Genomic DNA, 26,260 nt, shown 5'->3' with positions numbered 1-26,260 from the left:
CTCGTCTTTGGCCCCGCAGATCAAGATCTCGCGTCGCGTTCGTTCCGCTCGATATCTGCCACTTTGCGCAGGCGGCGAAGATGTCGCTCTTCGCCCGTGAAACGCGCGTGGACGAAAGCGCGGACGATCTCAAGGGCTAGTTCGGGGCCGACGACGCGCGCGCCGAGGCACAGGACGTTGCAATCATCGTGTTCGCGCGATTGGTGCGCTGAATAAGTGTCGCTGCAAAGAGCGGCGCGCACGCCGCGCAGCTTATTCGCCGCAACGCACGCGCCGACTCCGCTCCCGCAGACGAGTATGCCGATTTCAACTTGACCGTTGCGCACGGCTTCGCCGACCAAGCGCGCGTAGTCGGGATAGTCGTCCGGTTGCGAAGCATCGTGCGTGCCGAAATCCACGATGTCGTGCCCTTCGGCCCGAAGCGTTTCGATGATCCGCTCATTGAGCGGCACTCCGGCATGATCGGCGCCAACGGCGATCTTCATCTTTGCCCTCTTTCGAGCACGCGGCGGGCGCGCGCGACGACGTTTTCGACATTGAAGCCGAGTTCACGCAGCGCTACTTCGCCCGGAGCCGAGGCGCCGAAGCGGTCCAAACTTAGAACGTCTCCCGCCGGTCCGACGTAGCGATCCCATCCCAAACGCGCTCCCGCTTCGATCGCCAGACGGGCTGTGACCTGTGGCGGCAAGACTTCGTCGCGGTAAGTTTCGTCCTGATCCTCGAACAGCTCCCAACAGGGGAATGAGACGACGCGCGTCTTGATGCCATCCTTCTGCAAAGCCTCGCGCGCTTCAAGCGCAAGGTGCACTTCCGAGCCGGTCGCAATCAAGATGAGATCAGGCATGGACGTTTCTCCGCGCCCATCTTCCGCCTCGGCCAGAACATAAGCGCCGCGCCGCAATCCTTCCGCCGAGGCGTAGCGCTTGCGATCTATGACGGGCACCTTCTGGCGCGAAAGCGCCAGCGCCGTCGGCGCGTGACGGCGCAAGATGGCGACGCGCCACGCTTCGCGCACCTCGTGCGGATCAGCCGGGCGGATGACGTAAAGATGGGGAATAGCGCGCAATCCGGCGAGTTGCTCGACCGGTTGATGCGTCGGCCCGTCTTCACCTAAGCCGATCGAATCGTGCGTGAAGACGTAGATGACTTGAACCTCTGATAGGGCGGCGAGGCGGATCGAAGCTTTCATGTAGTCGGAGAAGACGAGAAACGTTCCGCCGAACGGGATCAGCCCGCCGTTCAGGCTGATGCCGGTTAGACAGGCGCCCATCGCGTGCTCGCGCACGCCGAAATGTATGTTGCGCCCGTCGTAAGATCCGGCTTGAAAATCATGGCTCGATTTGATCTCGGTGTTGTTCGAGCCGGTCAAGTCAGCCGATCCGCCGATGAGCATCGGAAGAGCTGGGGCGATCGCGTTGATCACTTCGCCTGAAGCCTGTCGCGTCGCCATCGGTTTAGCGTCCTCAAAGCTCGGCAGCGCCCGTTCCCACCCTTCTGGAAGCTCGCCGCTCATGAAGAGACGCCATTCGCGCGCAAGCTCCGGATGAGCGCGTTCGTAATCGCGGACGAGCGCATTCCACTCGGCTTCTAGTTGCGCGCCGCGTTCGACCGCCTTGCGAAAGTGGGCCAGCGCCTCTTCCGGCACGTAGAAGATCTTGTCTTCCGGCCAGCCGAGACGGCGTTTGGCTTCGCGCACGGCCTCTTCGCCCGGCGGATCGGAATGGGCTTTATGCGTCCCTTGCGTCGGAAGCCCGTAGCCGATGATCGTGTGAACGGAGATGAGCGACGGGCGATCGGTTACGGCTTGCGCTTCGCGTATGGCGCGTTCGATGGCGTCCAGATCGTTGCCGTCTTCCACCGTCAGCGTGTGCCAACCGTAGGCGTCAAACCGTCGGACGACGTCTTCAGTGAAAGCGAGATCGGTCGAACCGTCAATCGTCACGCGATTGTTGTCGTAAAGGTAGATGAGTTTGCCGAGTTTCAAATGTCCGGCCAGCGACGCGGCTTCCGACGCGACGCCTTCCATCAGGTCGCCGTCGGAGACGATGGCGTAGATGTAATGATCGAGCAACGGAAAATCTGGGCGATTGAACCGCGCGGCTAAGTGCGCTTGCCCGATGGCCATGCCGACGCCGTTGGCGAATCCTTGACCGAGCGGTCCGGTCGTGATCTCAACGCCGGGCGTCAAGACGTTTTCGGGGTGGCCCGGCGTCTTCGATCCCCATTGACGAAAGCGTTTGATCTCATCGAGCGAAAGATCGTAGCCGGTTAGATAAAGGAGCGCATAAAGAAGCATCGAGCCGTGCCCCGCCGAGAGCAAGAAACGGTCGCGATTGGCCCATTTCGGGTTACGCGGGTTATGGCGAAGAAAACGAGTCCACAGAACATAAGCCATCGGCGCAGCGCCCATCGGCAAGCCGGGATGACCGGACTTGGCCTGTTGGACGGCGTCGAGCGCCAGCGTGCGGATCGTGTTGATGCAGAGCTGATCGAGCGCGGTCTGCGTGCTAACAGCTTGTGTGCTCACTTCGAACTTTCTCCTGATAGATGAAGTCTCGCGTAAGATTTCAGTCGATAGATTCGAACAGTTTATCATCCTGCGAATTTTCTTCAATCCCCGAACGCTATCCGGAACGCCAGTATTCAGGGATCATCAGCTTCGAGGATCAGGCGGTAGAGGCGCTCGTGGCGCGCGCGCGCGGCGCGGTAACGCGATGCGCGTTCCGCCTCCGGTTCGAAACGTCGGACGATGGTGGGGCGCACGTCGCACAAGCGAAGCCGACCCATCGCTTCCAGCGCCAGCAACGCTGCGCCGCGGCTCGAAGCTTCGCGGACGCCGGAAAGTCCGACCGGCTGTTCGAGGATATCAGCGAGCATCTGCGTCCAGAAAACGGATCTTTGAAGCGCGCCGCCCGAAGCGATCCATTCTTCAATGGGCGCAACGGCGCGCAAAGCGTCGGCGATGGCGGCGAAGCGGTAACAGATGGCTTCCATCGCCGCGCGAGCGATCTCGATCGGGCGCGTGTGCAGCGATAAGCCTAAAATCGCGCCGCGCGCCTCATCGTGCCATCCGGTGCTCCTTTCACCGGACCAGAAGGGAAGCACCGTCAACCCGTGTCCGCCTGGCGCAAGACGCGCCAGCTCCGCGTCGAGCGTCGCCTCATCGAGCATCAACGAGCGGCACAGCCACTCTCGCAGGTTGCCGCCATCTGAGAGCGCGCCTCCGATGACGACGCGCCGTCTATCCACTCGGTATGACCACAAACTCGAAGGTAAATCTTCGGGCGGTTCGCCAGCGAAGATCACTCTCATCGCACCCGAGGTGCCGATCATGATGACGGCGCGCTCGCGCTCCAGGCTCCCTTCACCGACGTTGCTGACCGCGCCATCGGCGAAGGGAGCGAACCACCGCGCGCGGCGCAATTGCGGCCATCTTTTCGAGAATTCAGTTCGGAGGTTCGCGTTCAAATCTTGCGCATCGGCTAGATCGGGAAGTTGCTCTGGGCGCAAGCGCAGTTCGGCGAGCAACCGCTCCTCCCACGCGCATCCGCGCTGGTCGAAAAGACCGGTCCCGGAAGCCATCGAAACGCTCATCGCCGATCGGTCCAGCAGATGATCGGTGAAGAACTCGCTGAAAGAGACAAATCTGCCGACTTCGGCGAAGAGCGTTGGATGATGTTCGCGCAACCAAACGATTTTGGCGGGCCAGTAGCTAGCGTGAAAGCGGCAGCCGGTGCGACGGTGAAATTCGCTCTCATCCAATCTCGAACGTAGCGCGCGCGCAGCGTGCCTCGCTCGCGTATCCGCCCAACCGAAGATCGGCGTGAGCGGGCGGCCGTTGCGGTCGAGCGCGACGAGACTGTGCCAGAAACATGAGATCGCAACGGCTTCGATGGTCAAATCTTGCGGGGAGCGTGAGAGGGCTTCATCGATCACCGCGACGACGATCGCCAGTAGCTCTTCGGCATCGGCTTCCGATGAGCCATCGTCAGCGGTTCGAAAACTCCAAGCCCGCCTCGCTTGCGTGGCCACCACTTCGCGCCCGCGACCATCGAAGAGCGCGGCCCGCACGCTCGATGATCCGATGTCTATGGCGAGCAGGATGGGGCTCGTTGCCCGCGCCAGCGTCACCTCGCAAATCTCATTTTGCAGTTGAGCCATCGAGCCTGTGCGCCATCTTAAGTCATCTCTTTCGGATGAATAGGGTCCTTCATTCCGATCTCGGTCGCAAGCCGCCGTGTCGTAAATAATACTCGACGACGAAGAGGACATCGTCACTGAAATAGCGGTTGATCTGTCGCAACGCGCGCACGGCTTCGTGCCCGGCGATGCGCTTATCGGCGATGTAGTCGGCGATGAAACTGAAGACGCAATCGCGCAAGATCTCGAGCTCGAGCAGCAGTTCGTTCAGCGCATAACCTTCGACCGAGCGCATGAATCCGTGCTTGCTCGCCGCGCGCAACTTCTCGAAATCGAAGCCCTCATCTTGCGTCAATAGTTCGCATATCTCTTCGATCATCTCCGGGATGTTATCGATCAACTGCGAAAGGGTTAATCTCTCATCGGATTCGATCCGCTTGCTGTGTTTGACCCGCTGGACCCAAGAAAGCGTGATCGCATCGACGTTGCTGCGAAGCCCCTCGCACATGATCTTCAATGCCGATGATGCGCTCATACCTGCTCCTCAAGTTGCGTCGGGCGGAGAATGGCGGGGGAGATCCATCCTCTCTCTTCATTTCGATAGAGGATGGCGCATGTCGGGCGCGATCCTCGACGCGAAAGCCCTCGAAGTTAAAAAATGCGGGAGAGATTTACCATACAGGCGCTCATCGAGACAAGCCTTTAAGTCAATCGCGCATGAGATGATCATCCCCTCGCGAGGCGACGATCTCAATACGCGGTGGGCGTAACCGTGCGGTCAGGATCAACCCGACGACGTATAGCGCGAGCGCGAAAAAGGCGATGTAGCCGCTGCTTGCCGCAAAGCGATGGGCCATCCCCAGCGTTACGCCCTCGAAAAGGGCGCTCGCCAGCTTCCGGGGCCAACTCCCCTCGGGCGCGTAAAGGCTGGATACCAAGATGTGTTTGAAGATGAAGGCTGTCCCGAGGAGGACGCCGAGACTGCGCGTGAGCCTGCGCGCATCGAAAGGGGCAAAGAGGTCGTTCCAGAGCGTCCAGAGGAAGAAGAAAGAGAGCATCCAGTGGAGAAGTCCGCTCTCCGGCAGCGCGGCGTTGAGGGCTTGGGCTGAGGCGAAGAAGATCGCCAGCAACGTGAGCGCGTTCGAAAGGTTCGTGAGCGGAGAGAGGCGATAGGAAAACCACTGTTCGAGTTCGATCAACCGCCCGCGCGCGAAAAGCAGCAGAAGGAGCGAAGCGAGCAGCAACGTGATGAGCGGCGGCGGGAGGAAAAGAAGCTCGCCAGCTTGCGTGACGCGCACCCCACCGAGCAATGCGACCGTCAAAAAGATCGTCGGAAGCAGAAAGGCGCGCACCAATTCGGCGTTGCTCTCCGCCCGCTCCTCACTCGTCATCTTCCGATTCACCATCCGTCTCTTCGTCGAAAAGCGTTCGGGCGATGACGCGCGTGCCGCGAGCGAGCGGCAGGCAACTGAGGACCTGCACGCGCTCGATGCGCGTCCGCTCAACCGAAGCGTGCCAGATCTTCACCCAAAAGGTTCGCGTGCGCCCGTGCACGGCGAAAGTCGCGGCGTCGTTCATCACCGGAACCGGTTCGGCGATCGTTCCGGCGCGCAGCGTTTCGAACAGTTCGGGCAAAAACGGGCGCCACTGCTCGAACTGCATGACGATCGCCGCCGCATCGACTTCCGCCGGCGGAAGCTCAACCTCTCCGCTCGATTCTAGAAGCAGGCGCGCCTCGGTCCGCTGATCTTGCTTTTTGAAGATGGCCATCGCTCAGCACTTCAAGTTCAAACGCTTCTTCAGATGCTCGGTCAATTCCGCGACTTTGACGCGCACCTGTTGCCAAGTGTCGCGATCGCGCACGGTGACGGCTTCGTCTTCGAGCGATTGATGATCGACCGTGACACAATAAGGCGTCCCGATCTCATCCTGTCGCGCGTAGAGTTTGCCGATCCCCGCGGTGTCGTCATAGACGGTGCGCATCGCGGGTTGAAGCATCCGCTTGATCTCTTTGGCCATGCGCACGATCTCCGGCTTGTTCTTGGCAAGCGGCAGCACGGCCACTTTGATCGGCGCAAGTTCCGGATGAAGCCTGAGCACGATGCGCTTTTCGCCTCGCTCGCTCTCCTTCTCCGTGTAAGCGTCCATCAGGAAGGCGAGCACCGAACGGTTGACGCCTGCTGCCGGTTCGATCACGTAAGGATAGAATCGTTCGCGCGTCGCTTCATCGAAATAGGAGAGATCCTCGGTCGAGTCGGGATTGAGGCGCTTGCCTTCAGCGTCAACAGGCCCTTTCGAATGCGCGCGCAAATCGAAATCTGTCCGGTTGGCGATGCCCATCAGCTCATCCCATTGCTTCTCTTCCTGCTCGCGTTCGGGGAAGAAGCGGTATTGGATATCGACCGTGCGTTTCGAGTAGTGGGCCAGTTCTTCGGGCGGCTGCTCGTAAAGGCGCAGGTTCTTCGGATCGAGGCCAAGCCCGGTGTACCAGTTGAAGCATTGCTCGATCCAGTAATCGTGCCAACGCTCGTCTTCGCCCGGACGGACGAAGTATTCCATCTCCATCTGCTCGAACTCGCGCGTGCGGAAGATGAAGTTGCCCGGCGTCACCTCGTTGCGAAAAGATTTGCCGATCTGCGCGATGCCGAAGGGGAGTTTGCGCCGCGCCGTCCGTTGAACGTTGAGGAAGTTGACGAAGATCCCTTGCGCCGTTTCCGGGCGTAGATAGGCGAGCGCCGATGGATCATCTTCGGCAGCGACCGGACCAACCTGCGTGCGAAACATCAGATTGAAAGGGCGCGGCTCGGTCAAGTCGGTCGAACCGCAGTTCGGACACTTCACCGCGCCCGCGGCGATGGCTTGCTCAATCGGTAGCCCGGAATGGTTCTCGAGTTTATCGGCGCGCAAGCGGCTTTTGCAGGCGCGACAATCGACGAGCGGATCGCTGAAAGTGTCCTCGTGGCCGGAATATTTCCAGACCAAACGATTCATGATGATCGCCGTATCGATCCCTTCGATGTCGTCGCGCTCATAGACCATCCAGCGCCACCAAGCGCGCTTGACGTTGTTGCAGATCTCGACGCCAAGCGGTCCATAGTCCCATGAACTCGCCAATCCGCCGTAGATCTCAGCCGACGGGAAGACGAAGCCGCGACGTTTCGCCAGTTGAGCGATGGTTTCGATGTTCGGTGCCGGCACGTTGCCTCCTCTCCTTAAAGATAGCGGTCTCTCATCCTCAAGAGTCGAAAACCAAATTTGAGACGTTCCCCCCTCAAAAGTCAACCTTTTAGAATGACGGGGAAGAGCCGTCGCCGAAACTCTCGCCGGCCTTTCCGATTTGCGATTATGATGGCGTGAGTATCTTGCGTGACGCCCGGTCTCGCTCAACCGAAGAGCAGAGCGATCGTTTGCGTCCATCGCACAGGCGTCGTTTCGGATGCTGATGGGATTCGAAGGGGGAGAGTCGTAAGGAGCAGGGTCAGATCACTTGCCGCTTCCCGGCGTTTGAATGTTGACGTCAACCTTGGAAGGTACGCTACGTCCGCCGAGCAAACCGCTCTTGAAGACGACGAAGACGGCGAGCAGAAGGATCACGAGGATCGCGATGATCGCTACCGCTCCCACGCCGCCTGAACTTTCACCTTCGGCCATCTGAATCTCCCTCCTTAATCCGGATGTTCAAAAAAACTAGCCCTTGTTACTACATAAAGCATAGGGTGGTCAAGCGGGATGAATCAAAAGCGTTCGCTCTAGCCTCGATGTAATAGCCCTCTGTTCAATTGTCGGTTTGCCGAAACGGCGGCAAAAATCGATGCCAAACCGGCATCGCGCCGCACAGGCGTAGAGAGCGCCTTAGTTTTGCAAAGGAGCGTCTCAGCGGTTGGCCTGCAAAGGTTTGTCCGGGGTCGGCTGCGGCGGAGTCGCGCCCGTCGGGACGATCCACAGCTCGTACCCGTTGCGTTCGCGATAGCCCCCGTTCACCGTCACGATGCGATGCGCCTCGAGGCCGCGAACGCCGATCAGATAATTACGCGCGCGCGCCGCCAATCGATCAGCTTCGCCCGGGCGACTGGTCCGGCCGGCATAGACGATGATGAAACCGCGCGCTCCGGGAGCGTTCTGTAACTCGATGGCGAAATTGTCCAGACGCGCTTTGTCGTCGTCGTAAGAGATCGAAGGGAATTCGTCGAAACGTTGGGCCACGACCGACGGCGGAGTTTGCTTGAAGACCTTGGTCGCCACGCTCGCCTGTTGGCGACAACGCGGATCGCCTGATCCATCATCGACCATAAGCATGGCGATAACCCTCTGCTGGCCCAGTCCGGTCGAATCGACGGTGACGGTTGATGATCCCATCCCGCTGATGATGCGCGCCGAGGCCGGACTGATGGTCCAAGTGTAGTTCAAACTCTTGTCGCCCGCGTATGTGGTGTTGGCCGTGAAGGTGATCAGATCGCCATCGTTTACGATGTTCGGCGCCGAAACGCTCACCGCATAAGGGCATGGCGAACGCGGGATGCGGACGACGCGCGGATTGTAGTTGAGCTTGATGCATTGGCGCCGACCGGCGATCACATCGAATTCGCGCACCCAACGCACGCCGTTCGGAAATTGGATCTCAAGCTTGTGTTTGCCCGGAGGGAGATCGATATAACGCACGGCGCTCGTCGTCTCGCCGACTGGGCGATCGTCTACCAGAAGCGGATATCCACCGGGAGCGGTCGAAAGTTCGATGCGCCCGAAATCGAGCCGTCCGCTCTTCTTAACCTGCGCAATGCCAGTCGAGCAGAAGGCTGCGAACAGGGCGAGGACGAAGGCGAAAAACACCGACCTGTTACGCATCGTTCATTCCTCCCCTCGGATGTCTGAGCTCGCGCTTGAATTTGCGCCTCGCGCCGAGAAGCGAGAGCCCCGTGCCTAATAGCAGCAGAGAGAATGGTTCCGGAATGGGCGTCTGCGGCGTGGAAGTCGGCGTCGCCGTAGGCGTCGGATTAAGTTGGGGCGGGAAGCTGAGCGCATGATCGCTACCCCCGATGAACGCCAGCGGGATCGCCGCTAGCGCAAGAAAAGGCCACTTGGGGAAGCTGCCGCCACCGGGGACGGCGATCTCGCCGCAATCGCAGATCAATCCCGTCACATCGCCAAGTTCAATGGTCTCGACGTTCTGCGCCTGAACGTTCAGAACCGCTCTTGAACCGCTATCGTTTGGACCAGAAGAGGATTGGATAGTTTGATTCTGTTTTGAACCTTGTTGATCCGAATCCGACCGGTTCGTAGTCCGCAGATCTACACCGTCCTCCGAAGCGAAAACGACGGTCACGTCTCGGTACAGAATAGGAGCGGCTTGCGCAGGGGCAAGGAGAATGAGCAAGGCAAGCATAGGGCAAAGAGCTTTCACCGCGAGACCCTCCTTATTTCCGCAATCGCTTCGGATAAAAAACGGTTAAAAACTAGTTAGCAAAATTAAAATCATTTGCACGACGTAAAACTGATCGAAAGAGCTCCTTTTGCGACTCCCACAATCTTAACTCGATCGCGCCGCACTCCAAGTGATCTGGGAGCTTCCGGGACGGCCTATCTCAGCCCTAAGCCTCTCAAGATGCCTTCTGGTTAGCGCACTGAAGAGATGCTTTCTTCGGAGTGCCGCTCCTTTCTCCTCGCCTCTTGAAAGGGTCGCTCACCAGAGATAATCGTCATCGATCAGAACCAATCTCCTTCTCCGCTTTTCGGCTATGCATAACGTAGTAGATTGAGAATGGGCTCGAAATTCCAGAAGTTCAAAGTCACTCAGGGAGGGGATGGGTCGGGTGGTGACTTGCGGGGCTCTCTTGAGGGAGATGCTGTCACGGGGCGAGGTCCCCGGAGGGCTCAGCGAGAGATGTTTTAGGGGATCTGAATTAGCGCCGCATTGAATTGGCCCATCAAAAAAGGTTCGCCGATGAGCGAACCTCTTGACTACGATTGGACGGGAGAAGCTTCGGATTATTTGCTCTCGGTTGTCACATCGGCGGGCGCGCCTTGCCGACCGAGTGAAGCTTCGGATTATTTGAAGTTGCTTTTCCCTCCGGCTTCTGTGCGTTGCTTCTCTTCGCGCAGGACCGCTTTGCGCGAGAGTTTGATCTTATTCCCTTCTTTGGCGATGCATTTGACCATGATCTGCTGGCCTTCCTTCAGTTCGTCGCGCACGTTGCGGACGCGATGCGCGGCGATCTCCGAGATGTGGAGCAGGCCTTCGACGCCGGGAAAGATTTCGACGAACGCGCCGAAATCGGCGATGCGCGTCACCGTGCCGAGGTAGGTTTCGCCCACTTCGGCCTCCGCCGTCAGCCCGCGAATCCGTTCCACTGCCGCCTGTGCGGCGGCGCTGTTTGAGGTCGCAATCGAGACGGTGCCATCGTCTTCGATGTCGATCTTCGCGCCGGTCTCTTCGACGAGCGCGCGGATGATCTTGCCGCCCGGTCCGATCACATCGCGGATGCGTTCGGGATTGATCTTGATCTGGATGATCCGGGGCGCGTAGGGCGAGATGCCGGGGCGCGGTTCGGCGATCGTCTTCTCCATGATGGAGAGGATGTGGAGGCGTCCGCGTTTAGCCTGTTCGAGCGCTTCGGCCATGATCTGGGCGTTGACGCCGGAGATCTTGATGTCCATCTGGAGAGCGGTGATGCCGTCTTTCGTCCCGGCGACTTTGAAGTCCATATCGCCGTAATGGTCTTCGGCGCCCGCGATATCCGAGAGGATCGCGTATTTGTTCCCTTCCATGACGAGGCCCATCGCGATGCCGGCGACCGCCGTCTTTATCGGCACTCCGGCATCCATGAGCGAAAGGCTACCGCCGCAGACCGAAGCCATCGAACTCGAGCCGTTCGATTCGGTGATATCTGAGACGACGCGGATCGTGTAGGGGAAATCTGCCTCTTCTGGCAGCACGGCTTCGAGCGCGCGCCGGGCCAGCGCTCCATGCCCGATCTCGCGCCTGCCGGGGCTACCGAACCGACCGACTTCGCCGACCGCGTAGGGTGGGAAGTTGTAATTGAGCATGAAGCGGCGGCGCACTTCGCCAAGCTCTAGATCATCGAGGAATTGTTCGTCCTCTTTCGTCCCGAGCGTGGTGGTGACGATCGCTTGCGTTTCGCCGCGCGTAAACAGCGCGCTGCCGTGTACGCGCGGAAGCCAACCGACTTCACACGTGATCGGGCGAATTTCGGAGAAACGACGCCCGTCGGGACGGCGGCGGTGATTCAGGATGTCGTCGCGGAAGATCTTCTCTTTCAGATAATCGAAGACGCGCTTGGCCATTGCGCGCTGCTCGAGTTGATCTTCCGGGTAGGATTCGACGATCTCTTGTTTGAGCTGTTCGACGGCGGCATAGGAAGCGAGCTTACCTTGTTGCGAAGTATCGAGCGCTGCGCGCAGGCGTTCCGTGTACTCGCCTTCGATACGGCGCAGCATCTCTTCGTCGAGGACTTCGGGCTCGACGGGACGTTTCTCGATCTCCAGATATTTGTAGAGCTCCTTCTGCCAGCGACACAGGCGGTTGATCTCTTTGTGCGCGAGCATGAGGGCTTCGATCATGATCTCTTCGGAGACCTCTTTGGCGCTCGCTTCGACCATGACGATGGCCTCTTCCGTTCCGGCGACGACGAGGTTGAGCCGCGAATGGCGAAGCTCCTCATAGGTCGGGTTGATGATGTAGCGCCCTTCGACCAACCCGACGCGCACGCCCGCGATCGGGTTGTGAAAGGGGATGTCCGAAAAGTAGAGCGCGCATGAAGCCCCCGTGATCGAGATGACGTCCGGGTCGTTCTCCGGATCGGCGGAGATCACCGAAGCGGCGATCTGAGTCTCGTTCCGATAACCTTCGGCAAAGAGCGGACGGCACGGACGATCGATCAAACGCGAGGTCAGTATCTCTTTCTCTGTCGGACGCCCCTCACGCCGGAAGTAGTTCCCGGGGATGCGCCCGGCGGCGTAGTTATGTTCTCGGTACTCGACCGTGAGCGGGAAGAAATCTATCCCTTCGCGTGGTTGCCGAGCGCCCACGGCGGTGACGAGCACCATCGTGTCGCCATAGCGGATGATCACCGCGCCATCGGCCTGTTTGGCGACACGCCCTGTTTCGACGGTCAGATCGCGGTCACCAACGCGAATGGTTTCCTTTAAATACTTTTTAGTCGTCATAACCCATGTCTCCTTCAGAGAGGCTGTTCATGAGGGACGACCTCTCCGGATTAAGATGATTCATGAAGTGGCGAGCGTCGCACGGCGCAGAAGTTCACACGGGCGCGAGCTTGCAAGATCTCGACGGCGAAGGAGCGATTCGCCCGCCGTTTCAGCATAAAGTAAATTTGCGGCGAGAGCCTAAAATTCAAGCTCGCGCCGCCCCCTTCAGGCTCGCACACCACTGCGCTGCTGATCGCGCGCGACGAAAGGGCGCAAAGCTATCAGCAGGAGAAGGTGCTTCTCGCTTGTCCATCCGCTCCGCGCTCGCACCCGTACCTTTAGCGGCGCAGGCCGAGCCGATTGATGAGATCGTGGTAGCTTTCAATATCCGTGCGCCTGAGATATTCCAGCAGACTGCGACGCTGCGAGACCATTTTGAGCAAGCCGCGCCGCGAATGGTTATCCTTCTTGTGAGTTTTGAAATGTTCCGTCAAGTCGTTGATGCGCTGTGTCAGCAGCGCGATCTGTACTTGTGGCGAACCGGTGTCCTTTTCGTGCGTGCGAAACTCCTCGATGATCTTCTCTTTCACTTCCTTCGACAACGCCACTGCTCGAAATGGCCCTCCCAATCCGCAGTCGTCCTGACGCGCTTGCCAGGAAACCGCAAAGTTTTACTTACAAAGCAATTACAATTTAGCACGCGCTTTGCTGCGCTGTCCAGCAAGCTGCGGGACTCAACCTGATGAGCCGGAGAGCTTCGATGGCTTCTCGCACCGCTTAATCGAGCTCCGTTCCCAGAGCGCCGATTGTGGCTGTCAGGCGCGACTTCTGTTAGGATCTGTGGGAACGAAAGCGAGGCGAAGCGGAGCTATGAGCGGCAAGCGGATCATCATCGTCGGTGGCGGTTTCGGCGGTCTTTTTACGGCGCTCGGCCTAAGTGGCGTCGGCGAAGTGGTGCTCATCAGCCAAGAGGATCATTTTCTCTTTACGCCGCTCCTTTACGAGTATCTGAGCGGCGAGGTCGAAGCTTGGCATATCGCGCCGCGCTATCGCGAACTGCTCGATGAGGGCGTGCGCTTTATACAGGATACCGTAACGGAGATCGATCTTTCGGCTCGCGAGGTGGCGACCGCCCGGGGCAAACGACTCGCCTATGACTTCCTCGTTTTGGCCGTGGGCGGTGTGACGAACTACGCAGGCGTCGCAGGCGCTTCCGAATACGCTCTCCCCTTCAGAAAGATCGCGCATGCCGATAGGTTGCGTTGGCACATGATCGACGTGCTCGATCGGATCCCGCCCGATGCTGCGCCGCAGGATGCGCGTCGGACGGCGACATTCGTCGTCGTCGGCGCGGGTGCTAGCGGCGTCGAGCTTTCAACTAAGATGGCCGATCTGCTTCGCGATGCCTTTCAACGCCGCGGGTTGCCGGGCGAGCCGCGCGTCATCATCGTCGAAATGAGCGCGCAAGTGGTGCCGGGCATGGACGAAGAGATACGTCAGCACGTCGAAAACGCGCTGCGCTCTTCGCGCGTCGAGGTCCACACGCAGACGACGGTCAAACGCGTGATGCCACAAAGCATCGTCGTCGAACACGGCGGGCGACTGACTGAACTCGAAACCTCGGCCACCATCTGGACCGGCGGCGTGCGCGTCAATCCGTTGGTTGACACGCTCGAAGTCGAAAAGGATCGACACGGTTTGATCATCGTCGAACCGACGCTGCAGGTGCGGCGGCACGAGCGCGTTTTCGCCCTCGGCGACATCGCCCTCTGTACAACGCTCGATAGCCCGCGCCTTGCCGGCACGGCACAGCTCGCTTATCAACAGGCCGGGCTGGTGGCGAATAACATCCGCGCTTTGATCGAAGGGCGCTCGCTTGAAACGCGACAGTTCCACGAACTCGGCGAGGCCGTGAGTCTGGGCACGGAACGCGCTGCTGTGCTCGCGGGCGGCGTCGTTTTCGACGGCGCGCTCGGGCGTCAAGCGCGCTTTGCGCTGTACACTTCACGCCTCCCCACTTGGCAACATCGGCTGCGCGTCGGCGCTAGTTGGTTCTTCGAAGGGACCGCTCCGCGCCCGCTGAGTCTCGAGCGTTAATCAAGGTTAATCGGGATGTCTGCTAGCGCTAAGGATCGCTGTGGATTGCGTCTCGAGCGTTAATCAAGGTTAATCGAGCGGAATTAAGGGGGGAGCCTGAAGCGCTCTGGGTGGAAAAATTGTAGTCGCTCCGGTCCGATAGCGACCGCGCGGCCCTTGATTCGCTCGCCGCCAGCCGGAGCCGAGCGGCAATCAAACTCCCTTGAATTCAAGCTGTTAACCGCTGAACTCGATTTCCAGGCGCCCGTTCCGACCCGCCGAAAAATTTTCTGGAAGCCTGAGACCATTGTGTATTTACCTCTAGGTGAAAAAGCGGATCCTCGCCCGGAGGCTTTTAAAGGTGCGCTCTCGCCGCTTTGAATGAAGCTTAGCGGCTTTGCCTTCAGTATCGCTTCGTTTTGACTTGTTGAAAACTTGAGCCGCGGGTTTTCCCTCAACAACCCTAAAGTCGAGGAGGATCAACATGGTTAGTTTACGTCGAATCTTCGTTTCAGCTCTTGCCCCGATGCTGTTGTTGTTAATCAACTCGAATGTCAAGGCCGATCCGGTCTATGGCACCCCAGTGCCAACAGCCAACTTCTCCGGCTCCCGCACGGAGAGCGCTGGAAATATCGTCACCGGGGGGAACTACAGCAGCGACAACAAGAACTTCACCATCACGTGGAACATCACCTTGAACTCCGGCGTGTACACTTACACGTACACTTTCACGGGATTCGGTTCCCCCGATCTCAGCCATTTCATCCTGGATCTGACGGATAATTGCGTTGACGGTGATAAGCAGACGAAGGATGCGAGATGTGTCTACAATGTCTCCGACGGTGTGGGAGACTTAGACTGGGGCACCTTCGGCCCAGGTCCGAGCAATCCCGGGTTCCCATCGGGTAGCTCCATTACTGGAGTCAAGTTCGATAATTTGGATGATGCCGGTAGCGGATTCTCTGTCACCTTCAATTCGCTCCGCGCCCCGATGTGGGGTGATTTCTACGTCAAAGGCGGTAGCAACTCCTTCGCTTATAACGCCGGTTTGAGCAATCACAGCTCAGATGATGTCAACAAATTCATCGCCGTCCCCGATTCGCGCACGGCCGTGCCTGAGCCTGCGACGCTTCTGCTGCTCGGTTCCGGATTAGCCGGGATCGGTGCCGGTTTGCGCCGTCGGCGTTGATAGGCTGGTCGGCGGTTGAAGCTCGGGCGCTCTATCAGGTCAATTTGACCGAATGAGGATCTTCTTTGCGATTTGGCGAAGGCGATCCTGAAAATTCAGGGCGATTGATAGTTTACCTTTAGTGAAGGGAACAAAAGGCGGTTCAGCGCGCAGCGGCAGGTGGCGGTGGCGTGAAGTTGATCGCCAGTGACTTTAAAACGGTCATGAGGTTATAATTCGGATGCCTTTGCGCGCTTCGTCGGCAAGGATTGCGCGGCGCTTCAAGATCCTGCCTAAAGGTAGGAGCGCCGCTTAACTTTCGCATGATAGGCGAGGGGCGATCTGCCGGGGGAGTCGCTTCCCCTTCAGTTTTGCTGCCGTCAAAGCCAGCATTCGAAAGGCGCATTCCTCCCGTTGAAAAATGCGGAGCCGTGGACCGATCACGGCTCCTTTTCTTCATGAGCTTCAGATCGAATCATCCGGGGTTTTCGAGCGTGGATCGAGTTCGAAGCGATCGCGATCGCGCCGCTCTATCTTGTCGAGCACGTCGAGCTCTTCGTTGTCCTCAAAGCTGAGGCCGACGGCGCGTCCGATCTCCTCGACGATGTCTTGATCTGGGGTCGGGTTATCGCCGCCGACGGTCTCTTCACCGGAACTGTTAACGCTCTCCCATTCGGCGTCGATGTCGCCCGCCGCATCTTCGGGCGAGGCTTCCGGGTGTTGGCGCAAACGTCTGGCCAGCAGTTCCGGGTCGCGTGGCGCGCGCGCGATCTCCTCTTCCATGAACTCCTCGATCTCCGGATCGGGGACGAAATCCGGATCATTGCTCAGATACTCGAAGTCTTCAGCTTTTTTTCGCGGCATGATCGGCGATCCCCCTTGCCTTACGGTTTCGTGGTGGCAGCAATATAACAGAAGTATTGGGTGGCGAACAATCGCGCGAACGGTTTTGCGCGCCGCAGTCAGCGGGAGCGGTTGCTTGACCTCTCGCCAGGCGGCTCTTAAACTGAAGGGGTGATCTTTCACGATCGTTCGTATCGATCGCGCGACTCTCTGGAATCAACTCCTTGAAAATTCGCAGGATCGCCATGACACATAACCTCTACAACTCTCTGCAGGAATTCGATCTCGGGCGTGGGCGGACGGGCCGCTTCTATTCGCTGCCGCAGCTCGAGCGCAAAGGGCTGGGCCAGATCTCGCGTTTGCCGATTTCGATTCGCATCGTACTCGAATCTGTGCTGCGCAATTATGATGGTCACAGGGTGCGCGAGGATGACGTGCGCAAGCTGGCCGGTTGGCAACCGAATGCTGAAAGGCAAGATGAGATCCCTTTCGTCGTGGCGCGCGTCCTATTGCAGGATTTCACGGGCGTCCCGTTGCTCGTCGATTTAGCGGCGATGCGTTCGGCGGTCGCGCGCATGGGGCGCGACCCGAAGATCATCGAACCGTTAGTGCCCGTCGATCTCGTCGTGGACCACTCGGTGCAGGTCGATTTCGCGCGCGTGCCCGATGCCTTGCGGCGCAACATGGAGATGGAGTTTCGCCGCAACCGCTCGCGCTATCAGTTTTTGAAATGGGGGCAGCAGGCCTTCAACGGTTTTCGCGTGATTCCGCCCGGCATCGGCATCTGCCATCAGGTCAACCTCGAATATTTGGCTAAAGGCGTGATCGAGCGCGACGGCGTCTACTTCCCCGACACGCTCGTCGGGACCGATTCGCACACGACGATGATCAACGGGCTCGGCGTCGTCGGTTGGGGCGTGGGCGGCATCGAAGCGGAAGCGGCGATGCTGGGCCAGCCCGTTTACTTCTTGACGCCAGATGTCGTCGGCGTTCACTTGACCGGCAAATTGCAAGCGGGCGTGACCGCGACTGATCTTGTCTTGCGTATCACTGAGATGCTCAGGCAAGCGAAAGTTGTCGGCAAGTTCGTCGAGTTCTTCGGCGAGGGGGCGGCGAGTCTCCACGTTCCCGATCGCGCGACGATCGCCAATATGGCGCCCGAATACGGAGCGACGATGGGCTTCTTCCCGGTCGACGAAAAATCTTGCGAGTATCTGTTGGCGACGGGAAGAAGCGAAGAACACGTCGAAGCGTTCCGCAACTACTTCAAAGCCCAAGGCATGTTCGGCATCCCGCGCGCGGGCGAGATCGATTACACGACCGTTCTCGAATTGGATCTAGCGACCGTCAGCCCGAGCGTCGCCGGTCCACGTCGGCCACAGGATAGGATCGAACTCGCGCAATTGAAGGATCGCTTCCTCGAACTGTTGCGCAAACCGATGACCGAGGGCGGCTACGGCAAGACGGAAACGGACGTGCGCGTGCCCGTCCATCAACCGACGCCCTTTGCCGAACAGGTGCCGCTTGCTGGCGGTGGAGAGCAGGGGCCTGAGACGATCCCTGTTGCCGTGCGCGATACGGTCAGCGTGAAGAACACGAACGTTTTGACCGAAGTCGAAATGATCAACAATCGCCCAACGCCGGATCGCATCGAAGAGCTTCCGCCGGGCGAGCTTCCGCTCGATGGATTCGATCTCGGTCACGGTGATGTGGTGATCGCGGCGATCACCTCCTGTACCAACACGTCAAATCCGAGCGTCATGCTCGCCGCCGGACTTTTGGCGAAGAAAGCGGTCGAACGCGGCCTGCGCGTGCCGCCATATGTCAAAACGAGCCTCGCCCCTGGATCGCGCGTCGTCACGGAATACTTGAAGAGATCTGGCCTGCAAGATTATCTGGACCGGTTGGGCTTCAATCTCGTCGGTTATGGATGTACGACCTGCATTGGCAACAGCGGGCCGCTCGACGCGCACATCGAAGAGGCGATCAACGCTCGCGATCTGGTTGTCGCAAGCGTGCTATCGGGCAACCGCAACTTCGAGGCGCGCGTTCATCAGAGCGTGCGAGCAAACTTCTTAGCGAGCCCGCCGCTCGTCGTCGCCTTCGCGCTCGCCGGAACGGTGCGCATCAATCTTGAGACCGATCCGATTGGTAAAGATCGCGAAGGGCGCAACGTCTACTTGCGTGATATTTGGCCTTCGCTCGATGAGGTCAACGAGATGATGCGTTTGGCGTTTGATCCCGACACCTATCGTCGGCTTTACAGCGACTTCGTCGAAGAGAATCCTTTGTGGAACGAAATTCCGACGAGCACGGGCGAGGTATACAACTGGGATCCACAATCGACCTACATCCAAGAGCCGCCCTACTTCGAAAGATTCAGCATGGAACCGGGGGCGTTGTCCGATATCAAAGGAGCGCGCCCCTTGGCGATCTTCGGCGATTCGGTGACGACCGATCACATTAGCCCAGCGGGGGCGATCAAACCAGCCTCGCCCGCGGGCGTCTACTTGCAGCTGTGTGGCGTCAAGCCAGAGGATTTCAACTCCTATGGCGCGCGGCGCGGCAATCATCAGGTCATGGTGCGCGGCACCTTCGCCAACGTGCGCATCAAAAACCTGATGGTGCCCGGCACGGAGGGCGGCGTTACGGTGCTCCAACCGGTCGGCGAGCGGATGAGCATCTATGATGCTGCCATGCACTACCAGGCGGCGGGCGTCCCGCTCGTCGTCATCGCCGGTCAGGAGTACGGCACGGGCAGCTCGCGCGATTGGGCGGCTAAGGGGACGCGCCTTCTGGGCGTGCGCGCCGTCATCGCGCAAAGCTTCGAGCGCATCCACCGCTCGAATCTCGTCGGCATGGGCGTGCTCCCCTGCCAGTTCAAGGAGGGGATGAGCGCGCAAACGCTTGGACTCAACGGCACAGAGGTCTTCGATATCATCGGCATCGAGGATGGCATCTCGCCGCGCGAAGAGGTGACGCTCGTCATCCATCGCGCCGATGGGCGGACCGAAAGCGTGCCGGTGATCCTGCGCATCGATACGCCGATTGAAGTCGAATACTACAGACACGGCGGGATCCTGCCATACGTTCTGCGTCAATTGCTGCGAAGCTGACCCGCAAAACGCAGGCTCAGGGGAGCAGCTTGTCTCTCCTGAGCCTCAAACTCGGAGCAGAAATTCGCCTCTTTCGACAGAAGGTTTAGGCGCGTCTGATCCTTCATCAGCGAGATAAAGATCCTTGTGGTTGTAAGGTCGCTTGCAAGGAACTACCGCCTCGCCGTGCGACAACAACGCCGGAATCGATAAAAATCCTTGTGGTTGCAAGGTCGTTTGCAAGGGCGTTCCGTTGAAGCTCGTCCAGTTAAAGCGGACTCGCATCACCACAGCGCGGGCGTCGAATTCGACGGCCCGCGCTCTTCTTTGGGAACGGAAGCGATCAACTCTTTCGCTTGTTCGGTCAACGCTTGCCAAACGACGCGCGCCGTCTCCCCTTTGAAACTGAGCACGGTGTATGAGTGACCGCCCGGACTCGCTCCAGCTAGTCTGATGGAAAGGTAGCTCTCTTTGTCGTCGTTGCGGAAGGAGGCATCGATCAGCCGTTCAGCGTTGAAGATGATATTCCCGATTTTGTAAAGCATCCCCGTCAGAATAGATCCCCCTCGCGCGAAATTGCGCTGAAAGCGTTGAACGGTTTGGCGTGAGATTCGTCATTCGGGCCGCCCGCGGGAGCTTAAGAGCCGCGCAATTATACTTTGAGGTTCTGCGCCCCTTTGGCCTGCACCTCGGCCAGCGCCCGCGCGAACTCTTTCGGATTCCGTTCCTTCTCCTCTCGGATCACTTTCACCATGAACTGGTGAACCAAACTAGATGCGGTTGCTCCACGAAGTCGAGCGGCGGCTTGGAACTCTTCTCTGACTTGCGGACTGACTCTGACGTTGAACCTAACGTTCTTCGTCATCACTTTGTGTGTACCAGATGATGACAAACAAATCAACACATCTTTGAAAGATGGTGTAGACGATGTACTCACAATTTTGCTGAACCTCGAATCGAGCGCTGATGATAAAGATTCGAGATGCTACACCATTTTGGTTCAATAACCGAACGCCGAATTGGTGGGGATTCGATGAGGTTCCCGATCGAAAGGATGCCGCGCTCCGATCGAGCCCTTGTGTGGGTATAAGCTGGGATCGTCGAGCTGACCGAGGGGCTCGCGAACCGATACGAAAAAGGAACGTCGCGTTCGAGCAGATCGTCGAGCTGACTGAGGGGACTTGCGAACGCCGTGCCTTCAGGCATCGGGATCGACTGATGAAATCGTCGAGCCGACCGAGCCTGAGTGAGAAGTCAAACGCTCATCGGGTTGCTCAGACGGCGTTCGTCGAACTGGATGCCGGTGTGCGTTTCGACAGCTGGCTTTTGCCTATTTGAGGCGAGCGGGGGCATCCGCTCTGCTAGAGGTGCTAGCGCGCATCGGTCGCATTCGTGTCCGACGGATTCATGCGACGCGGGCGGGTGCGAACCGCTCTTGTCGCGCCCTTGGATAGGCTTCGATCGAATGAGTCCACAGTCCTGCTCGCCATGTAAACTGCTTGCCGTGTAAGGCGAAGCGCACGCCCTGATTCAATGGCTTGCCGCTCCTGCATTTTGGTCTTATAATTTTCAGCTCTCCGACTTCGGATGTGCCTTCGTGTCGCTGAAGTGGCGATGAGATCCTCGGGCGCGGGTGAGGGAAGAGAATTCTGTCACTAAGGTTTAAACAGCGCGGCTCGCGTCTCTGGGGCGAAGGCGCGGCCAATCAGCGCCGAAAGCTCTTGTTTTGTGCCCTCGTAGCTCAATCGGTCAGAGCAGCGGACTCATAATCCGTTGGTTGTAGGTTCGAGTCCTACCGAGGGCACCAACCCTCCTTCCTCCCCTTATCAATGTAGCCCGTGGCGCTAAAACTCTTGCCCGTGTCGATGTCGTTGAAGAGAAAGAAGCTTATCAATGATTTGGCATATGGCGCGCCCCGCCCGTCGGAGTCGATAGTCGAGTCAACATTGAATGTGAGATGGCTTCTCATCTGTTTCCATCTCTCGCCTTTTGGGTTGAATGTGAGTGATAATCGCGTAAGCTCCAAGCGATCGACACCATCGAGGAGATAGAGAGAGCGGATGGTTCGCACGGGCGGACATAGGCGATTGATCGGTTCGTTCTTGTTGTTCGCGTTCGCATCTCTTTTGACACAATCCGCTTTGGCGCAGCGTCGGACTGCGAAACTGGTCGATTACGTTAATCCGTTCATCGGAACGGGCGGGCACGGTCACACTTATCCGGGCGCCGTTCTCCCTTTCGGGATGGTTCAGCTTTCGCCCGATACGCGCGTGACCGGTTGGGATAGCTGTTCGGGCTATCACTATTCGGACGACGTGATCTATGGTTTCAGTCACACGCATCTGAGCGGCACCGGAGTGCCTGACTACAACGACATACTGTTTGCGCCGACGGTTGGCGAAGCCTACCTTGAACCCAAGACCGGTGAGGATGCGATGCGCGGCTATGCTTCGCATTTCAGTCATCGCAACGAGGTCGCAAGGCCAGGCTATTATGCCGTGTTGCTCGATGATGAAAAGATCAAGGTCGAGCTCACGGCGACGATGCGCGTTGGGCTTCATCGTTACACTTTCCCGGACACGGATCGCGCGAACATCATCGTCGATCTACGTCATCGCGACAAAGTGCTCGATTCGATGCTGCGCGTTGTCGGCCCGGCGCGCATCGAGGGTTATCGTCGTTCGCAGTCTTGGGCGCGCGATCAAATCGTCTATTTCGTCGCGGAGTTTTCTAAGCCCTTCAAAGAATTTGGGATTGCGCTCGATGGGCGCATCCTCGCCGGGGCGCGTGAAGCGCGTGGCGCTGACGTTAGGGCCTTCTTTCGCTTTGACGCGCGGCATGATGAACCGATACTTGTGCGCGTTGCCATTTCAGCCGTAGATCTGGATGGCGCGCGCCGCAATCTCGCCGCGGAATTGAATCACTGGGATTTCGAGCGCGTCCGGCGCGATGCCGAGCGAGCGTGGGAGCGCGAATTGAGTCGGATCATCGTCCGCGGCGGAACGCGCGAGCAGTTGATCGATTTCTACACGGCGATGTATCACCTGATGCTCGCGCCTAACGTCTTCATGGATGTCGATGGGCGCTACCGTGGGCGCGATTTCAAGATCCACACGGCCCGCGACTACACCCACTACACGGTCTTCTCGTTGTGGGACACGTTCCGCGCCGCTCATCCGCTGTTTACGATCATCGATCAGAGGCGCACGCGCGATTTCATCCGCACTTTCCTCGCGCAATACGAGCAGGTTGGGCGTTTGCCCGTTTGGGAGCTTGCGGCCAATGAGACCGATACGATGATCGGCTATCACGCGGTATCCGTGATCGCCGATGCGGCGGTCAAAGGCATCGCCGGGTTCGATTGGGAAGAGGCCTTCGAAGCGATGAAGCAGAGCGCCGAGCGTGACGCGCGCGGATTAGCGGCTTACCGACAACGCGGTTATGTCGCGATCGAAGATGATCGCGAATCGGTTTCGAAGACGCTCGAATACGCTTACGATGATTGGTGCATTGCGCAAATGGCGCGCCTGCTCGGAAGAGACGACGACCATCGTCGTTATCTCGAACGCGCGCGGTACTACAGGAATCTATTTGACCGCGAAACCGGCTTCATGCGCCCGCGGAAGCGTGACGGAAGCTGGCTCACCCCTTTCGATCCGCGCGAAGTCTCCGCGCACTACACGGAAGCCAACGCTTGGCAATACACCTTCTTCGTCCCGCAAGACATCGGCGGTCTTATCGAGTTGATGGGTGGTCCGGAGAGATTCGAGCTAAAGCTCGATGAACTGTTTACAACAGAGAGCAAGTTGACCGGCAGGGAACTGCCTGACATTACAGGGCTCATCGGGCAGTATGCGCACGGCAACGAGCCGAGCCACCACATCGCCTATCTTTACGACTATGTCGGGCGACCGTGGAAGGCGCAGGCGCGCGTGCATCAGATCATGACGGAACTCTACAAACCGACGCCCGATGGTCTGAGCGGCAACGAAGATTGTGGGCAGATGTCTGCTTGGTATATCTTCAGCGCGGCTGGCTTTTATCCGGTTACGCCCGGCTCGAAAACCTATGCCATCGGTTCGCCGCTCTTCGAAGAGGTGACATTCAATCTCGAGAACGGGAGGCGTTTCACCATACGAGCGCGTAACGTCTCTGCCAGAAGGATCTACATCCGATCGGCGACGCTCAACGGGCGGCCCTATTCGCGCCCCTTCATCACGCATGATGATCTGATGCGCGGCGGAACGCTCGTTCTCACGATGAGCGATAGACCTTCACGATGGGGGACAAAGGAGGCGCCGTTTTCGAGGATCGAAAGGCCATAGAAGCGATCGAACGAGTTCATCGGACTGGACCAGTGAGAGGCGACTGTCAACCGGTTACGCTCGCGCGGCGGCTCGGATTGTTCGATGCCACCATGCTCGTCATGGGCGGCATCATCGGCTCGGGCATCTTCATGAACCCATCGGTCGTCGCGCGCGTCATCGAAGCGCCCGCGTTGATCATCGCCGCTTGGCTCGTCGGCGGATCGATCGCGCTCGCTGGCGCGTTCATCTACGCGGAGTTGGCGGCGCGTCGTCCCGATGTCGGCGGGCAATATGCCTACTTGCGCGAGGCTTTTCATCCGCTGGTCGCGTTCCTTTACGGGTGGACGCTCCTGCTCGTTACGCAATCGGGCGGCATGGCAGCAGTGGCGGCGACTTTCGCCCGTTATTTACGCGAGTTGTCGAACCTTTCGATTCCCGACTGGGCCATCGCGTCAGTGACGCTCATCGCTTTGACGGCGATCAATTGCCTCGGGGTGCGAGCCGGAAGCGCAACGCAAAGCATCCTCATGGTTTTGAAGGTCGCGGCTATCGCGGCGCTCGTCGGTTGCGGGTTGTTCGTTGCGTCCCCTTCGAAGGTAGGTATCATTGCGACGCTGGACCGCAAACCTTTCGCTCTCGTTACGGCATTCGGCGCGGCGCTCGTCCCCGTGCTCTTCGCCTACGGCGGTTGGCAGACGGCGAGTTTCGTCGCGGGCGAATTGCGCGAGCCGCGGCGCGATCTCCCACGAGGCCTGCTCATCGGAGTCGTCGGCGTGATCTTGCTCTATCTCGCAGTCAACTTCGTCTGCTTGCGCGCTCTCGGGGCGGATGGGTTGGCGAAAACGCAGACGCCCGCTTCCGAGGTGATGCGTGCGGCGCTTGGGCCGGCGGGCGCGCGTTTGATCGCCATCGGGATCGCCATCTCGACGCTCGGTTTCTTAAGTCAAGGCATGCTGACTGCGCCGCGCGTCTATTTTGCGATGGCTGAAGACGGTCTCTTCTTCCGTCGCGTCGGGCTGGTCCACCCGAAAACGCGCGTGCCCGTGACGGCGATCGTGCTGCAAGGCTTGTTGGCGACGGTGATCGTCATTTCGGGTCGTTATGAGCAGATTTTAAACTACGTGGTCCCGGTCGATTTCATCTGGTTCGGGTTGACGGCCGCTTCGCTCTTCATCTTCCGCCGCCGCGCGGGCGGGCAGCGCGTCGATTATTCCGTTCCTGGCCATCCGTTGACGACGCTCTTCTTCATCGGCGCAAGTTGCTACGTCGTCGCCAGCGCGATCTACAAGTATCCGCACAACAGCCTCATCGGATTCTTCATCTTGCTCGCGGGCGTTCCGATCTACTTCCTTTGGCAAAGGAGACCATCATGGATCAGCGCCGCGTGATGAATTCGGGTTACCTGATCTGGGCCAAAACTGAAACTCATGCTCGGTTCAATCTGGCGACGAGCGGTGTCGCCAATCTCTCTTTGCGCGAGCTTCCGATCGAGCTGGATGATCTGGAGATCAGCGGGCCGAGCTTCTATGGATACGAACCGCTCATTCGCCTGCTAGCGGCAAGATACGAGGTGGCGCCGGAGAACGTCATCACGGCGGCTGGCGCCTCTATGGCCAACCATCTGGCGATGGCCGTTTCGATAGAGCCCGGCGATGAGGTTTTGATCGAGCGTCCGACCTATGAACCACTGATCGCCACGGCGCTTTATTTAGGCGCTCGGGTAAAGCGTTTCGAACGGCGCGCGGAGAAGGGATTCGCCATTGAACCCGAAGAGATCGAACGTTCGATGAGCGCGCGAACGCGCCTCATCGTCATGACCAATCTTCACAATCCGACGAGCGCGCTGACAGATGTGCAAACGCTGAAGGAGATCGGTCGTCTCGCGCGTCGTGTCGGAGCCCGCGTGCTCATCGACGAGGTCTATCTTGAAACGGCGTTTGAAGACGCGCCCAAGCCGGCTTTCCATCTCGGGCCAGAATTCATCTCGACGAACAGTCTGACGAAGACTTACGGTTTAAGTGGATTGCGCTGCGGATGGGCGTTAGCCGATGCTGATCTGGTGCGGAAGATGTGGTTGTTGCATGATCTGTACGGCGTCATCATGGCCCATCCAGCGGAGCGCCTGAGCGTCGTCGCGTTGAAGAATATCGAAAGCATCAGCCGCCGAGCGAAAGATCTGCTCGCCAGAAACCGCGCCCTGCTTGAAAGCTTCTTCGATTCGAGAGGCGATCTCGAGCCTTTCAGAGTCCCTTATGGAACGACCATCTTTCCGCGTTTGAGGAGCGGGCGTGTCGATGATCTGTGTCGATTGTTGCGCGATAAATATGAGACCGCTGTCGTCCCGGGAGAGTTCTTCGGCGTGGAAGATCGTTTCCGCATCGGCATCGGGTGTGACACGCAGACGCTCGCCGCTGGACTGGAGCGTTTGGGGGCGGCGCTCGATGAGCTCGCGACGCGAAACTGATCGC

General features: G+C 58.9%; 21 protein-coding genes and 1 tRNA gene. 7 read left to right on the top strand and 15 right to left on the bottom strand.

Going from position 1 to position 26,260, the window contains the following annotated elements; genetic code table 11:
* Positions 1-20 precede the first annotated feature (20 nt).
* The 12 genes from rpiB to rpsO form a co-directional block, all read right to left on the bottom strand.
* Positions 21-485 (bottom strand): ribose 5-phosphate isomerase B, encoded by a 465-nt coding sequence (gene rpiB, locus PYK22_RS08595; protein ID WP_041976219.1) that lies wholly within the window; start codon positions 483-485, stop codon positions 21-23.
* Positions 482-2,527 carry a transketolase gene (tkt, locus tag PYK22_RS08590; protein ID WP_041976583.1) on the bottom strand — a complete coding sequence of 682 codons (2,046 nt, stop codon included), beginning with the start codon at positions 2,525-2,527 and terminating at the stop codon, positions 482-484. The genes rpiB and tkt overlap by 4 nt, the downstream gene beginning before the upstream one ends.
* Before the next feature lie 116 nt (positions 2,528-2,643).
* Entirely contained in the window at positions 2,644-4,161 is a 1,518-nt protein-coding gene (locus tag PYK22_RS08585) for a gluconokinase (RefSeq protein WP_041976217.1), read from the bottom strand.
* A gap of 49 nt (positions 4,162-4,210) precedes the next feature.
* Entirely contained in the window at positions 4,211-4,675 is a 465-nt protein-coding gene (locus tag PYK22_RS08580; protein WP_041976215.1) for an RsbRD N-terminal domain-containing protein, read from the bottom strand.
* Between the two features lie 172 nt (positions 4,676-4,847).
* Complete coding sequence (locus PYK22_RS08575; RefSeq protein ID WP_041976214.1) at positions 4,848-5,531, bottom strand: hypothetical protein; 684 nt, start codon at positions 5,529-5,531, stop codon at positions 4,848-4,850.
* Complete coding sequence (locus tag PYK22_RS08570) at positions 5,521-5,910, bottom strand: hypothetical protein (protein ID WP_041976212.1); 390 nt, start codon at positions 5,908-5,910, stop codon at positions 5,521-5,523. The genes PYK22_RS08575 and PYK22_RS08570 overlap by 11 nt, the downstream gene beginning before the upstream one ends.
* A 3-nt stretch (positions 5,911-5,913) precedes the next feature.
* Positions 5,914-7,338, bottom strand: a complete 1,425-nt coding sequence (locus PYK22_RS08565) for a glycine--tRNA ligase (protein ID WP_041976210.1) — start codon at positions 7,336-7,338, stop codon at positions 5,914-5,916.
* Between the two features lie 285 nt (positions 7,339-7,623).
* Positions 7,624-7,791 carry a hypothetical protein gene (locus tag PYK22_RS17545; RefSeq protein WP_157770771.1) on the bottom strand — a complete coding sequence of 56 codons (168 nt, stop codon included), beginning with the start codon at positions 7,789-7,791 and terminating at the stop codon, positions 7,624-7,626.
* A 222-nt stretch (positions 7,792-8,013) separates the two neighbouring features.
* Positions 8,014-8,982, bottom strand: coding sequence for a hypothetical protein (locus tag PYK22_RS08560; protein WP_041976208.1), 969 nt, complete (start codon positions 8,980-8,982; stop codon positions 8,014-8,016).
* Positions 8,975-9,538 carry a PEP-CTERM sorting domain-containing protein gene (locus tag PYK22_RS08555; RefSeq protein WP_211197651.1) on the bottom strand — a complete coding sequence of 188 codons (564 nt, stop codon included), beginning with the start codon at positions 9,536-9,538 and terminating at the stop codon, positions 8,975-8,977. The genes PYK22_RS08560 and PYK22_RS08555 overlap by 8 nt, the downstream gene beginning before the upstream one ends.
* 644 nt (positions 9,539-10,182) lie before the next feature.
* A complete protein-coding gene (gene pnp / locus PYK22_RS08550; RefSeq protein WP_041976205.1) occupies positions 10,183-12,321 on the bottom strand; it encodes a polyribonucleotide nucleotidyltransferase in 2,139 nt (712 codons plus the stop codon).
* Between the two features lie 320 nt (positions 12,322-12,641).
* Positions 12,642-12,911 (bottom strand): 30S ribosomal protein S15, encoded by a 270-nt coding sequence (gene rpsO / locus PYK22_RS08545; protein WP_041976203.1) that lies wholly within the window; start codon positions 12,909-12,911, stop codon positions 12,642-12,644.
* A gap of 262 nt (positions 12,912-13,173) precedes the next feature.
* On the opposite strand from rpsO, the gene PYK22_RS08540 reads away from it, so the two are divergent.
* Positions 13,174-14,400 carry an NAD(P)/FAD-dependent oxidoreductase gene (locus PYK22_RS08540; RefSeq protein WP_041976202.1) on the top strand — a complete coding sequence of 409 codons (1,227 nt, stop codon included), beginning with the start codon at positions 13,174-13,176 and terminating at the stop codon, positions 14,398-14,400.
* A gap of 463 nt (positions 14,401-14,863) precedes the next feature.
* Positions 14,864-15,568, top strand: coding sequence for a PEP-CTERM sorting domain-containing protein (locus PYK22_RS08535; protein ID WP_083437724.1), 705 nt, complete (start codon positions 14,864-14,866; stop codon positions 15,566-15,568).
* 444 nt (positions 15,569-16,012) lie between these two features.
* Here the strand turns inward: PYK22_RS08535 and PYK22_RS08530 are convergent, their stop codons facing one another.
* Positions 16,013-16,411 carry a DUF6335 family protein gene (locus PYK22_RS08530; RefSeq protein WP_060635493.1) on the bottom strand — a complete coding sequence of 133 codons (399 nt, stop codon included), beginning with the start codon at positions 16,409-16,411 and terminating at the stop codon, positions 16,013-16,015.
* 224 nt (positions 16,412-16,635) lie between these two features.
* Here PYK22_RS08530 and acnA point away from each other — a divergent pair, with 224 nt between their 5' ends.
* Positions 16,636-19,506, top strand: a complete 2,871-nt coding sequence (gene acnA / locus PYK22_RS08525; RefSeq protein ID WP_041976197.1) for an aconitate hydratase — start codon at positions 16,636-16,638, stop codon at positions 19,504-19,506.
* 263 nt (positions 19,507-19,769) lie between these two features.
* On the opposite strand, the gene PYK22_RS08515 is transcribed toward acnA, so the two are convergent.
* Together PYK22_RS08515 and PYK22_RS08510 are read right to left on the bottom strand one after the other, a co-directional pair.
* The gene (locus PYK22_RS08515) at positions 19,770-20,030 is read right to left on the bottom strand and encodes a hypothetical protein (protein ID WP_041976191.1); all 261 of its coding nucleotides are present in this window, start codon (positions 20,028-20,030) and stop codon (positions 19,770-19,772) included.
* A gap of 107 nt (positions 20,031-20,137) precedes the next feature.
* Positions 20,138-20,350, bottom strand: coding sequence for a hypothetical protein (locus PYK22_RS08510; RefSeq protein WP_041976189.1), 213 nt, complete (start codon positions 20,348-20,350; stop codon positions 20,138-20,140).
* Between the two features lie 865 nt (positions 20,351-21,215).
* Here PYK22_RS08510 and PYK22_RS08505 point away from each other — a divergent pair.
* The 4 genes from PYK22_RS08505 to PYK22_RS08490 all read left to right on the top strand — a co-directional run bounded on the left by PYK22_RS08505 (position 21,216) and on the right by PYK22_RS08490 (position 26,256).
* Positions 21,216-21,292, top strand: a tRNA-Ile gene (locus PYK22_RS08505).
* 253 nt (positions 21,293-21,545) lie between these two features.
* A complete protein-coding gene (locus PYK22_RS08500) occupies positions 21,546-23,810 on the top strand; it encodes a GH92 family glycosyl hydrolase (protein ID WP_060635492.1) in 2,265 nt (754 codons plus the stop codon).
* Positions 23,765-25,180 carry an APC family permease gene (locus tag PYK22_RS08495; RefSeq protein ID WP_083437723.1) on the top strand — a complete coding sequence of 472 codons (1,416 nt, stop codon included), beginning with the start codon at positions 23,765-23,767 and terminating at the stop codon, positions 25,178-25,180. The genes PYK22_RS08500 and PYK22_RS08495 overlap by 46 nt, the downstream gene beginning before the upstream one ends.
* Entirely contained in the window at positions 25,162-26,256 is a 1,095-nt protein-coding gene (locus tag PYK22_RS08490; protein WP_041976186.1) for an aminotransferase class I/II-fold pyridoxal phosphate-dependent enzyme, read from the top strand. Before PYK22_RS08495 ends, PYK22_RS08490 begins: the two co-directional genes overlap by 19 nt.
* The last annotated feature ends 4 nt before the right edge of the window (positions 26,257-26,260 follow it).

The sequence above is a fragment of the Pyrinomonas methylaliphatogenes genome, from assembly GCF_000820845.2.
GTDB classification, from domain to species: Bacteria; Acidobacteriota; Blastocatellia; order Pyrinomonadales; family Pyrinomonadaceae; genus Pyrinomonas; species Pyrinomonas methylaliphatogenes.
Note: the sequence above shows the minus strand (reverse complement) of the source record. Positions and strands in the feature narration are given on the sequence as shown.

Coding starts and splice junctions, on each gene's coding strand:
- rpiB (WP_041976219.1), bottom strand. CDS start 485: ATGAAGATCGCCGTTGGCGCCGATCATGCCGGAGTGCCGCTCAATGAG.
- PYK22_RS08585 (WP_041976217.1), bottom strand. CDS start 4,161: ATGGCTCAACTGCAAAATGAGATTTGCGAGGTGACGCTGGCGCGGGCA.
- PYK22_RS08580 (WP_041976215.1), bottom strand. CDS start 4,675: ATGAGCGCATCATCGGCATTGAAGATCATGTGCGAGGGGCTTCGCAGC.
- PYK22_RS08575 (WP_041976214.1), bottom strand. CDS start 5,531: ATGACGAGTGAGGAGCGGGCGGAGAGCAACGCCGAATTGGTGCGCGCC.
- PYK22_RS08570 (WP_041976212.1), bottom strand. CDS start 5,910: ATGGCCATCTTCAAAAAGCAAGATCAGCGGACCGAGGCGCGCCTGCTT.
- PYK22_RS17545 (WP_157770771.1), bottom strand. CDS start 7,791: ATGGCCGAAGGTGAAAGTTCAGGCGGCGTGGGAGCGGTAGCGATCATC.
- PYK22_RS08560 (WP_041976208.1), bottom strand. CDS start 8,982: ATGCGTAACAGGTCGGTGTTTTTCGCCTTCGTCCTCGCCCTGTTCGCA.
- pnp (WP_041976205.1), bottom strand. CDS start 12,321: ATGACGACTAAAAAGTATTTAAAGGAAACCATTCGCGTTGGTGACCGC.
- PYK22_RS08540 (WP_041976202.1), top strand. CDS start 13,174: ATGAGCGGCAAGCGGATCATCATCGTCGGTGGCGGTTTCGGCGGTCTT.
- PYK22_RS08535 (WP_083437724.1), top strand. CDS start 14,864: ATGGTTAGTTTACGTCGAATCTTCGTTTCAGCTCTTGCCCCGATGCTG.
- PYK22_RS08530 (WP_060635493.1), bottom strand. CDS start 16,411: ATGCCGCGAAAAAAAGCTGAAGACTTCGAGTATCTGAGCAATGATCCG.
- acnA (WP_041976197.1), top strand. CDS start 16,636: ATGACACATAACCTCTACAACTCTCTGCAGGAATTCGATCTCGGGCGT.
- PYK22_RS08515 (WP_041976191.1), bottom strand. CDS start 20,030: ATGCTTTACAAAATCGGGAATATCATCTTCAACGCTGAACGGCTGATC.
- PYK22_RS08510 (WP_041976189.1), bottom strand. CDS start 20,350: ATGACGAAGAACGTTAGGTTCAACGTCAGAGTCAGTCCGCAAGTCAGA.
- PYK22_RS08500 (WP_060635492.1), top strand. CDS start 21,546: ATGGTTCGCACGGGCGGACATAGGCGATTGATCGGTTCGTTCTTGTTG.
- PYK22_RS08495 (WP_083437723.1), top strand. CDS start 23,765: ATGGGGGACAAAGGAGGCGCCGTTTTCGAGGATCGAAAGGCCATAGAA.
- PYK22_RS08490 (WP_041976186.1), top strand. CDS start 25,162: ATGGATCAGCGCCGCGTGATGAATTCGGGTTACCTGATCTGGGCCAAA.